Genomic DNA, 11,230 nt, shown 5'->3' with positions numbered 1-11,230 from the left:
CGTTTCCGTTAGCGCGAAAGAGGCGTGATTCTAAGCACCCGCCGCCAACTACGCAAGCCCCTTTGTGAAAATATTTTGAAAAAGCCCCCGTGCGCTGCCGCGCACGGGGGCTTGGGGCTCGACGGGCCGCCCATCGCGACGCGAGCCGCCCTCTATTGATGTGACGTATGTCCGTCGCCCCCCTATATATGAGGTTGCGGAACGGGCAAGGAATCCGGTGCCGTCGAGTATCATGCCGCGACCGAACCACGCACTCATATCCACGATGGACAGCACCACTCAACCCGGCGACGCCGACCTTCGCGACGAATATGCAGCGCTGCGCGAGCGCGCCATCATCCTGGAAGAACAGGCTCCGCCGCTTCTGCAACGCATCTCGGATGTATTGCCGCGGATCAGCGGCGAATCCGAACTGGCAGACGAGCACCGCGAGCGACTCGTCGGCGCGCGCAACGCGGCAATGGTCTCGATCGAAAACTATCAGCAGGCGATTCCTTTCCTGCAGACGGCCGACTCGATCATCGAGCAACTGGACAAGACGCCCGAGCGCGACGAAGACATCGAGTGGCGCGAATCGCTGCTGCAACGGCTCGACGAGCTGATCGACGTCGCAGTCGTGATGATCGACGATGCCGAAGGCTACTTCGAGCAGGCGCAAGCCTGCGATCTGGCCAGCGTGCCGAAAGCCATCCTCGAGGATTGAGCAGCGCCGCTCGGGATCGCACCGCGCACCGGTGTCACGTCGTGTGCGACAGCCATCCCGATGCTTGCCGGCCGGCAGTCGCCACCTGACACCTTCGTCGACACACCGGCCGCCGCCCTCCCGCAAAAGCTCACCTTTTCGCTACGCCCCTGGCCCGGGCCGCGCGACACAGCTACGGTGCGTCGAGCACGATCGCCTCGTTCACGATCGGCACGCGGATATATCCGCCCTTCGCATCGCCATACGCGTGCGCATTCCCGTCGATGACGTATTGCGCCGTCAATGCGCACAGGGTCGCGTCGCGCGCATCGACGGACTTCAGCGTCGACACGTCGATCCCCAGTCGCTCCAGCAATTGCCGGCGCTGGTTGCGTTTCTGCTTCGCGGACGCCACGGCCTTGCCCAGCATCGCGCAGGTGATCGCATAAGGATAGGTTTCGAAGCTCGTGCGGCCGCCCGCATAGCGTGCGCCAGTCAGCAGCGGATAGGCATCCGCGAGCGCGCGGTAGACGCGCTCTCCCATGAACATCCAGTCGAAGAAGCCAGACGTACTCGCGACCGCCTGCTCCCGCGACGGCGTCGGAAAGCAAGAGATCCGCTCGCGCGCGAGCGCCTGCTCGGCCGCCCGACGCCCGCTCCCCGTCCACCACAGGCTCGGTGCGTCGACACCGACGGCCACGACGTCATGGGCGAGACACAGCGCAGGCACCGCCTCGGGCGCGATCTGCGCCTCGCGGCAGACGACCGTCGTTCCGCGCAGGATCACGAGATCGCATTGCTTCTTTTCGCCGCCCACATCGACACCCGCCACGACCGGCGATTGCGGCGCGGCGGATCCGATGAAGCGGGCCGATCGCATGCAGGCGCCTCAGTCCGCCGGCCGTGCGTCGTAGGCGGTGTCGAAGATCGCCTCGAGACCGGGATGCACACCGCGCATCGGGTCGACGACCGACTTTGCCCAGTCGAAATACGCCTGCTTGCGCTCGAGCGGCCAGTCCGCGGGCGGATGCCGCGCGATGTCGCGCAGGTTGCAGATCTTGTCGGCCAGCTTCACGAGCTTCGCACGCCGGCTGATGGTCGCCGCATGCTCGACCTGCAGGCGCTTGCGCTCCTCCTTCGGCAACGACTTGTCGTCGGTGACTTCCATCACGATGTCCGCCACGTCCTTGCCGAACAGCCTCAGCAGTTCCTGCTCGGTCGTCTCGGTATCCTCGACCGTGTCGTGCAGCACCGCCGCGACGATCACACGCTCGTCCTCGACGCCGGCCTCGTTGGCCAGCACGTCGGCGAGCGCGATCGGATGATTGATGTACGGCGACGCATCTTCGTCCTTGCGCCGCTGATTGCGATGCTTGTCCGCCGCGAACGCGATGGCGGCTACCAGCTTTTTCATATTCCCCCCTCGTGTGGCCTGACCCGCGACCGGCAGAACCGGCCGCGTGTATTTCGGAACCGCACATACTACCTGTTCGCGATGAACCTGCCCGTGCGCCGGCATTCACACAGGCCGCGCATCACGCGCCCACCGGCGCGCGCTGCAGTTCGACCACGTTGACCCGCGCGCCGAATACATCTCTCACGAGCGGCAGCAGGTGGTCATGGTGCGTCAGGAACAGCACCTGGGTTCGCGTCGACAGATCGCGCAACGCGTCGAGCCCGGCCTTCGCGCGCGCGTCGTCGAAGTTGATGAACAGGTCGTCGGCGACGAACGGCAGCGCGGTCCGGCTGCCGAGCTGCAGCTCCAGCGCCGCGATTCGCAGCGCGAGGAACAACTGGTCACGCGTTCCTTCGCTCAACCCCGCGACCTCGACCGATGCGCCCTTCGTCCGTCGTGCATACAGTGCGGGCGGCGTCCGTTCGGTGTCGACGGTCAGCCGCGCGAATTCGCCCAGCGTGAGCCCTGCGAAAATTTCGCCCGCGCGCCTGAGCATCGGCCCCTGCTTCTGGTCGCGGTAGCGATCCGTCGCCCACTTCAGCAACCGGCTCGCGGTGGCCGCCTCCAGATACTGCTCGGCTGCATCGCCCATCGCCGCCAGCGCTTCCTGCCGTTTCGACTCGGCAACGGCGGCATTCGCCTGCCCATCGATCGCACCGAACGCCTGCTCGGCCACGACCTGCTGCTGTGAAAGCTCGTTGAGCCGCTTGCCGACATCGCCGAGCGACTGCTTCACCGCTTCAAGGTGCGCCGGTACGTCGACGATGTCCTGCTCCGCGACTTCGGCTTCGACGGCAGACCGGGACAGGCCGTCGCCATCGCGCACCAGTGCCTCGTGCGCGGCATCGACTGCCTGCCGAAGCTGGCGCTGGCGATCCGAGCGTTCGGCCAGCGGCAGCGCCACGTCGATCGACGCGACGCCGGCCAGTTGCAGCAGCGGCTGAATGCGCGCATCGGCGCCAGCCACTGCGGCGGCCGCATCCGCGATCTTGCCGTCGGCCTGCCGCACGGCCTCGTCGGCACGACCAATCGCACGTGCAATTTCCCGGGCGGCCGCGAGGCGCATCGTCAGCCGGCGCGCGACGTCCGGCCAGTCGCCGCTCGTCAGCCATTCCGGTGCGAGCGCTTCGGCAAGCCGCCGTGCGCCCGCTTCGAGTGCGGTCAGCTCCGCGCGGATCGCGGCAATCCGGTTGCGCGGCGCGTCGGCGTCGGCCAGTTCGGCCGTCACCGCGTTGGCGAGCCCGAGCGTCCCTTCCGCCGCGGCCAGCGTCGCCGCGCTCGCGGACAGCTTGGCGTCGGCCAGCGCGTCGCGCCATTGCGTGTGCCACGCATCGTAGGCCGTCTGCGCGTGGCCGGCGCGCGACTGCGCCGTCGCACACCCGCGTTCGGCTTCCCGCGCGCGGTCCTCGAGGCTGTCCTGCTGCGCGAGCGCTTTCTCGGCCGACTGTACGAAGGTCTCGGCGCTCGCAACGAGCGCCGCCAGGCCGTCCGACTCGCCGCCTCGCGACACGGTGCGCAGCGCCGTGCGCAATGCGCCTTCGGCACCGGCCCGTGCGGCGCGAATCGTGTCGAATTCGCGGCGCTGCCGATCAAGGTCGGCCTGCGCGGCGAACACCGTGTCGCGTTTCGCGAGCCAGTCGCCCATCGCCGCCAGCGGCATGCCGGGCACCGCGGCCGTCGTCGCAAGCGCGGCCCATGCGTCGCGATGCGCGGTGAGCTCACGCTCGCGCTCGTCCAGTGCGGCCTGCCTGCGCGTCACGCCGGCACGCGCGGACTCGACCTGCTGACGCAGCGACTGCAACGTCGCCGCCGCCTGCGTTGCGCCGAGCTGCGCATCGACGAGCTCGTCCGCAAGGCGAATCGCGTCGTCGACCGCAGGTGCGCCCGTTGCAAGATCGACCACGCCATCGCGGATATCACCCCATGCGCCGTCGCGCCGTGCACGCGCCGCCAGCACGTCGGCGGTCGTGACGACCTTGTGGTTCTCCGCGAAGTGCTTCTCCTGCAGTTCGAGCCGCTCGAGCTCTTCGAGCGCGCCGTCCCGCGCGTCGCGTGCTGCAGCGGCCGCGCTCGCGCGTTCACTGTCTTCCTTCAGCAGCGCGCCGAGCCGCGCCGCCGACGGCACGTCGAGCGCCCTCAGCGTATCGACCGGCATGCGCCATTGGCCGAGCGCATCGAGTGCACCCGCCAGCGCGCTTTCGGCGGCGGCAATTTCATGTTCGAGCGCCTGCTCGCGCTGGCCGCTGTTGCGAAAGCCCTGCGCTTCGGCCAGCGCCGCACGCAGCGCTTCCGGCACATCGACGGTCGACAGGCGCGCCTGTTGTTCCCGCACCTGCGCAAGCTCGCGCGTGCGTTCGTCGAGCGATTCGCGCGCGCCGGCAAGCGCCTGATGCAGCGCGCCGTGTTCGCGCAACAGGTTTGCAACGGTCTTCAGCGACAGTGCCGTCGGCAGCGACGCACGCAGCGACACCTCGTCCGTCGGCCAGTCGAGCTGGGCGGCCGCGGCACACGCGGCGGACAGGTGCCGCTCGACGTCCGCGCCGAGCAGCAGCAGATCCTGCGCGTGATTCATGCACGCGCCGCGCAGCCGATCGAGCGCTTCGATGTCGGCTTCGAGCGCCAGCGTGTCGGCATCGGCGTCGATCGCATCACGCGCCTGCCGTTTCGCGAGCAGGTCGGCACGCCGTTCCTCGAGCACCTTCTGTTCGGCCGCGAGATCGCCCTGCGCCTTCAGCAGATCGGCATACGCGGTGGGCGGCAACTCGACGACCGCGCCCAGTTCCGCCAGCGCCGCGTCCTTGACCGTCAGCTCCTTCAGATACGGCGCCAGCCGCCGGACGCGTTCGAGCTTCGAGCGCAGCGCTTCGAGCCGGCGCTGTTCGGCGCGCGCCTGCTCGATCTGCTGTTCGACCGCTTCGCGCGCGTCCTTGCGTTCGACCCAGTCGCGCGTGCGCACCTGGACCGTCTTCAGTTCGGTCACGGCTTCGTTGAACGACGATTCGGCTTCAGAATAGGAACTTCGGCCTCGCTGCGCCCACAACTCGCCTGCGCGAGCCGCTAGCTCTTGTCGAACCGGTCCAAGACTTCCAACACCAGCTGCCGACTCGAACAACACCTGCCCAAGCTTGTCCGATGCATCGAGAATGCTCCGCCCACCGGCGACAAGCCGCTCGTGATCGAGCCCAAACATCTGCTCGAAAAACTCCCGTGTCGCACCATCAAGTGCCGTCGCGAGATAGTCGTCCGGCAGCTTGACGTCGGCAACCGTACGCAAGGAATTGCGCCCTCGCGCGCGGTGAAATTCGAGTGCATTGGTGCCACTCTCCAACACGCCGCCAATCCGCAGCTCCGGCATGCTGTGAAAGAAGGCAAGCGGCGTCTGCAGCTTCATCCCGAACAGCAGTTCCGACACGGCCGTGCGGATCGTCGACTTGCCAGCCTCGTTCGGCCCCACGATCACATGGAAATCCTCGCCGGCCGACGGGAAACGCAGCGTCTCGTCGGTGAACTTGCCGTACTTGATCAGATCGAGCTGATTGATCCGCATCGCTTACTCCCCCCTCGCCAGCCGCGCGAGCAGAGCAGGCCCGACCTGTTCAACGAGCGCCGTGAGCTCGCCCGCGCGCGCCATCGTCAACAACGGCACCTCTTCCTTCACGTCGCTGCGTACCTTGCCGATGAACGGTTTCAGGTCACGTTCAAGCAGTTCGAGGAAATCCGGATCGCGCGCGGCGTCGGCCAGGATCTGCTTCAGGTCCTCCAGCGCTTCGAGCTGCTCGCTTTCGCCCGGCTGATGATCGGCCGCGGACGTCGCGAGCCGGACCTTCTCGAGCCACAGCCGCTCGTTGCCGATGATGCCGATCTGGTTCAGCACCTCCGCACGCAACTGCGGCGCGCGGCCGAAGAAGAGACCGTGCGCGGGCGTGCGCCCCGTGACCGTCACGCGCACCGCGCGCGGCACGTGGCCGTCGACGGTCAGCAGCGCTTCCAGCGACTGGCCGATCTTTCTCGACAGGTCGGCAACCGTCAGGCAATCGGACGCATCGACCGACACGGCTTCCCAGCGCAGCACGTCGAGATACAGACGCTCGACCTGCGTGCGGCCTTGCTCGACTGTCACGAGCACCGCACCGCGGCGGCCCGTCTCGCGGATATGGCGCCCCTGCAGGTTGCCGGGAAACACCACCGTGGACGGCCCCGACCATTGCTGGAATTCGTGCACGTGGCCGAGCGCCCAGTAGTCGTAGCCTTTCGCGTGCAGTTCCGCCAGCGTGCACGGCGCATAGTTCGCGTGCGCCGCATAGCCTTCGAGCGCCGTGTGCAGCACGCCGATGTTGTAGTAACCGGGCACCGGGTCCGGATAGCCGATCGCGAGATTGTCGACGACCGCCTTGTCCTTGAAGCTCTGCCCGTGCAGCGCGACGTCGAATTCCGGCAGCGTGTGGGTTTCCGCCTTGCGGTGGCCGAACACGGTGACGTTGTCGGGCAGCGTCAGCTTCTTCGTCATCTCGCTTTCGGCATCGTGGTTGCCGCCGAGGACGAATGCGCGAATGCCCGCCTTGCGCAGGCGCCCCATCTGCTGGCCGAAGAAGATGCCCGTGTTGTGATCCTTCCAGTCGCCGTCGTACAGGTCGCCGGCGATCACGAGGAACGCGACTTCCTCTTCAATCGCACGATCCACGAGCTGCCGCAGCGCCTCGCGCGACGCGTTGCGCAACTGCGCGGCCGGCGCATCGGGATACGCGCTCAGGCCGTGCAATGGGCTGTCAAGGTGTATGTCTGCCGCGTGGATGAACTTCACGAAGATTCCTCTGTTTCATGACGATGGGGGCTTGCGATCGCCCTGCGATGCCGCCAGCCAGGCCATCAGTCGCAATCCTGGTAGCCGCCGAGTCCGCCGCAATGGAGGCAGCGAAACATATACGCAGTCGGCGAGCCGTCCTTGTCGAGTGCGGCAAAGAAACGCTCCCACTCGCCGCCCTCGTCGAGTCCGGTCGATTCCCGAATCGACGCCACAGCCTGCGGGCCGAGCGCGGTCAGTTCGCCGGCGCCTGCACGGCCGATGAACTGCGCGCCATCGCCGCAATGCGTCCACCACCGTTCCTGCTGCCAGCCCTGAAAGCCCGGCGTGCGGCAGGCGATTTCGTCGACGACCGCGTCGGGCACTTCGTCCCATTCGCCGCCGCCGATGCCGTACGTGTCGGTAAAGGCTGCGTCGAGCCGCGCGTGCGCCGAGCCGTCGGCGATGCACCACGGGCAGATGCATTGCTCATACTCGTCGACTGCATACACGGGGCCGGCGTACACGTAACCGCGCACAGCGCCGCAACAGACGCAGCGCGCGTCCGAGCGGATCACGCTGCCCGTTGCCAGCGGGTCGGGATGGTACCTGAAAGCGGGTAACGACATGAGGCTCTCCGTCGATCCGGCAGGTGGGGAATCACGCGATGCGCATTCGAACGGCCATCGTGCCACAACGCGACCGTGTTACCGAGGAACCTCGGTCTCGACAAACGAGCCGTTCACGAAACGATAAAAACGATGCGTGGCACCGCCGCGTGCGAGATATTCCCACCGGATGTCGATACCGGCCGGGTCGTCGCGCCACGCGATCGCCAGGTAGGGCGATTGCGCTCCATCATCGGTTTCGAGCGAAACGGAGTCGATACAGCTTTGAACCGGCAGCGAGAAGCGCGGCACCGCACGGGCGCCGTGCAGTTCCAGCACGTGCAGCACCCCTTCTTCGCCCGCGCCGCAATATCCGGTCGGGCGGATGTTCGACGAGCGGTTGACGACGACCAGCAGATAGTCTTTGCCGTCGATCCGCTTCAAACGGTCCGACGGGAACGCAACGCTCGATGCATCGGCCAACACACGGCGGAGCTCCACCGGCACGCTCAGTGCCGATTTCTGGTGGTGGGCGGCATCGACCTCGAACAACCGCGGGCGCGCCCATTCGATCTCGTGACCGTTGGCGAGCCGCACCGATTCGGGCGCCGGCGTTTCGGCAGAGGCAACGGCGGCATGTGAGGCCAGCAGCGCCAGCGCCGCGAGCTTCAACACCATCGATTTCGTCGGGCTGATCCGGGTCCGCATGAATCGCGCAGGATTGTCGTGAAGTTCATCGTATGCGTCGGCAGGTCGTTCGGGCAGCGCCGATTCAGGATCGCCCCGCGTGCGTCGTTCGTCACGACGCACGCGGCCGATCCACGACGTGCCGTCACTCCCCGCGCGGTACCGGCGGCGGTGCATAGCCGTTGCCATTGCCGGGAAACGGATTCGCGTTGCGGCGCAGCGCCTCCTCTTCGTTCTCCTTTTGCGCGAAAAGCGCGACGCCGATCACGCCGACGTTCGCGGCATCGCCATACTTCGAGTTCGCGACATAGCTGTCGGGTACCGCCGCGAAGCGGAATGCGGCGACTTCGTCGCGGCTCTTGCGGAAGCCCTCGATCGTCAGCGTGCGGCCCGGATACAGCACGTAACCGCCATTCGTATAACTGCCCGGCCGCCCCGACAGCACGTCGAGCCCGTCGACGCTCGACACGACCTCGAACGTGCGGCGCCCCTGGTTGCGCAGCACGATCATGTAGCGCGAACCTTCGACGCCCGCCATGTGCCAGCGGCCGTCGCTGCGCGCCAGACGCAGCGGCGCGCCCTTTTCGTCCGTGAACGACAGCGCGATGTCGCCGTTGGCGAGCGCGACGCGCGTCGGCAACCGGCTAACCTGGGATGCGGGCAGGTGTCCGGGCAACGCATCGTTGTAGTAGACCGATGCGAGATCCGTCGGCTTCGCCGGATTCGCGCGTTCGAAATCGACCTGGCGGGTTTCGGATCGAACCGACTCGCCCCACGCCGTGCCGAGCCCACGGCGTTCGCTGGCGTCCGGTGCGGCGGCGGACGCACGGGTGCTGGCGGACGGCGGGGGCGACGCTGCGCAGGCAGCCAGCCAGAGCGCGCAGGCGAGCGCGAGAAGACGGAACAGAAGGGTCATGACGTGAGGCCTCGGAATGTTATCGGGCCGCGCCGGGCTGGCCGGAACGGCGTTTTGGTGTCGTCTGTCGTCACGATGTCGATCGGACATGCATGCCCGTATCGGCCGGCGCCGCGATCGCGGCGACCGGGCAACCAACCGGGAGCCCCGCTATTTAAGCATGGTGGGCGGGCAATGGGCAGGGGATGCGCACGCCGACCGTTGCGGACCCGTGCCGGTGGGCATCGGGCAACGCGCCCGTATGTGTCGCGTCGCCGGATCGACGGCGAACGCCGACGCATCCCTGTATCGAGGATGCGAAGAACGGCGCGCCGCGCGCCAATAAAAAAGCCCGGCCCGCATCGAAGCGGGCCGGGCCGTGTCGGGCAGCGTGACGCTTACAGCGCGCCGCCTTGTGCCGACGCCGAACCCTTCAGGCCGACCGATGCACCACCCTGCACCGAGTTCGTCGCGCCTTCGAGCGCCTCACCGGCCTTCGCCTTCGCGCCGCCGGCGACGTCGCCTGCCGTCGACATCGCGCCTTGCGCGTGGCTCTTTGCCGTGCCTGCGACGTGCTTCACGTGCGATTTCGTCGAGTGGACGGCCGATGCGGCGGCATCCTTCGCCGTGCCCGCTGCCGAACCAACCGCATGCGTCGCACCGCCAACCGCGTTGCCGGCTGCCGAGCCCACGCCGCCGACCGTCTTGCCGACGCCGTTCAGCGCGCCGCCCACGACGTTGCCTGCACCCGAACCCGAGCCCGCCGCGTTCGCGCCGGCGCCAGCCTGCAGGCCCACGCCACCGCCGAGCAGCGGCGTCTGAACCTGCGCGCCGACGCCTGCGGAACCCTGGGCGCCGGTCTGGGCCGTCTGTGCGAACGCAGCCGAAGTCGCCATCGCCGTCAGTGCAGCACCCACCAGAATCGTACGAATCTTGTTCATGGTCATTCTCCCCAAAGACGTTGTTGCTGCGAGCCGCCTTCGTGCGGCTTGTCGCATGCCTCGCCGCGACGTGCGGCAGGTGGAGCCAATGTAGCGGCGCGAACGCGCAAAACGATTGATTTGCGGGGACTGTTACTTCCGTTGCAAATGCTGACGATTGACTCACATAGTTTGACAATCGGGGGCTTGCGGCGGAATGAATGGCGTATTTGCCGGTGAGCGGGCGTGAATCCGGTGACGTGCGGTACAGGTCGCCCCGGGATGGCGATGCGGCCGCTCGACATACATCGTCGTCGGCCTGCCTATTCGAAAGCCCGCGCCTTTGGCGAGCTTCCGTCTTTCCGATTCAGCTCAGCTGCTTCTGCCTGCATGTTGCCGACGCGACCCGGTTTCCGTTGCTCCGCGCCACTTCCCCCCAGACAAGTGCGCATCGGCCGCGCCGAGCCCCAGTTGCTCCGCAGCCAGCTTGGCGGCACGTATCGCATCGTCGAAGTTCTGCTCGGTTGCGACGTGGGCACGGTCGACGTTCACGACCCAGCTGTCAAACATGTAACGCCATCGAATTCTGCGTTCCTCGAGCAGCACAGAAAACCAACGCCAGATTGACGCATCTTCAGCATTGGCCGCCACCGCAGCATCGAAGCGAACTCGTTCCATCGCGCCCATATTCGTCATCCCGGATCCGCACATCACCAGCAAGCAGGCCTCGCAAAAATTCCGTTACGCCAGTTGCGCCGCCAGTTCAGGGATCTCCGAGAACAGATCGCCGACGAGGCCGTAGTCGGCCACGCTGAAGATCGGGGCTTCCGGATCCTTGTTGATCGCGACGATCACCTTCGAATCCTTCATGCCGGCCAGATGCTGGATCGCACCCGAGATGCCGACCGCGATGTACAGCTGCGGTGCGACGATCTTGCCGGTCTGGCCGACCTGGTAGTCGTTCGGCACGTAGCCGGCGTCGACTGCCGCACGCGATGCGCCCAGTGCTGCCGACAGCTTGTCTGCCAGCGGCTCCAGCACCAACGCGAAGTTCTCGCCGCTGCCCAGACCGCGGCCGCCCGACACGATGATCTTCGCGCTCGTCAGTTCCGGACGGTCCAGCTTCGTCACTTCACGGCTCACGAATTGCGACTTGCCGGCGTCGGCTGCCGCTTCGATCTTCTCGACCGATGCGCTGCCGC

At 66.9% G+C, this 11,230-nt stretch carries 11 protein-coding genes; 1 reads left to right on the top strand and 10 read right to left on the bottom strand.

All coding sequences use genetic code 11. The features are described 5' to 3' along the window. The first annotated feature begins 232 nt into the window (after nt 1-232). Entirely contained in the window at nt 233-703 is a 471-nt protein-coding gene (locus LGN19_RS39285; protein ID WP_089454113.1) for an ATPase, read from the top strand. A 172-nt stretch (nt 704-875) separates the two neighbouring features. On the opposite strand, the gene LGN19_RS39280 is transcribed toward LGN19_RS39285, so the two are convergent. The 10 genes from LGN19_RS39280 to LGN19_RS39235 form a co-directional block, all read right to left on the bottom strand. After that, nucleotides 876-1,562, bottom strand: a complete 687-nt coding sequence (locus LGN19_RS39280) for a DUF429 domain-containing protein (RefSeq protein ID WP_226220210.1) — start codon at nt 1,560-1,562, stop codon at nt 876-878. Between the two features lie 9 nt (nt 1,563-1,571). Then, a complete protein-coding gene (locus LGN19_RS39275; protein ID WP_122950278.1) occupies nt 1,572-2,096 on the bottom strand; it encodes an HD domain-containing protein in 525 nt (174 codons plus the stop codon). Nucleotides 2,097-2,217: 121 nt separating this feature from the next. Beyond that, nucleotides 2,218-5,685, bottom strand: coding sequence for an ATP-binding protein (locus LGN19_RS39270; RefSeq protein ID WP_226220208.1), 3,468 nt, complete (start codon nt 5,683-5,685; stop codon nt 2,218-2,220). A gap of 3 nt (nt 5,686-5,688) precedes the next feature. Beyond that, nucleotides 5,689-6,939 (bottom strand): metallophosphoesterase family protein, encoded by a 1,251-nt coding sequence (locus LGN19_RS39265; RefSeq protein ID WP_226220206.1) that lies wholly within the window; start codon nt 6,937-6,939, stop codon nt 5,689-5,691. A 65-nt stretch (nt 6,940-7,004) separates the two neighbouring features. Then, nucleotides 7,005-7,547 (bottom strand): CbrC family protein, encoded by a 543-nt coding sequence (locus LGN19_RS39260; protein ID WP_226220204.1) that lies wholly within the window; start codon nt 7,545-7,547, stop codon nt 7,005-7,007. A 78-nt stretch (nt 7,548-7,625) separates the two neighbouring features. Beyond that, nucleotides 7,626-8,336: a hypothetical protein gene (locus LGN19_RS39255; protein WP_226220202.1), complete on the bottom strand. Its 711-nt coding sequence runs from the start codon at nt 8,334-8,336 to the stop codon at nt 7,626-7,628. A gap of 22 nt (nt 8,337-8,358) precedes the next feature. Next, complete coding sequence (locus tag LGN19_RS39250) at nt 8,359-9,129, bottom strand: hypothetical protein (RefSeq protein WP_226220200.1); 771 nt, start codon at nt 9,127-9,129, stop codon at nt 8,359-8,361. Nucleotides 9,130-9,506: 377 nt separating this feature from the next. Next, nucleotides 9,507-10,049: a hypothetical protein gene (locus tag LGN19_RS39245; protein WP_226220199.1), complete on the bottom strand. Its 543-nt coding sequence runs from the start codon at nt 10,047-10,049 to the stop codon at nt 9,507-9,509. Between the two features lie 351 nt (nt 10,050-10,400). Beyond that, entirely contained in the window at nt 10,401-10,724 is a 324-nt protein-coding gene (locus tag LGN19_RS39240) for a hypothetical protein (protein WP_226220197.1), read from the bottom strand. 45 nt (nt 10,725-10,769) lie between these two features. Further along, on the bottom strand, nt 10,770-11,230 hold a 461-nt coding region (locus LGN19_RS39235; RefSeq protein WP_226220195.1), incomplete at its 5' end, for an electron transfer flavoprotein subunit alpha/FixB family protein.

It is taken from the genome of Burkholderia sp. AU30198, from assembly GCF_020419825.1.
In the GTDB taxonomy this organism is placed as follows: Bacteria; Pseudomonadota; Gammaproteobacteria; order Burkholderiales; family Burkholderiaceae; genus Burkholderia.
Note: the sequence above shows the minus strand (reverse complement) of the source record. Positions and strands in the feature narration are given on the sequence as shown.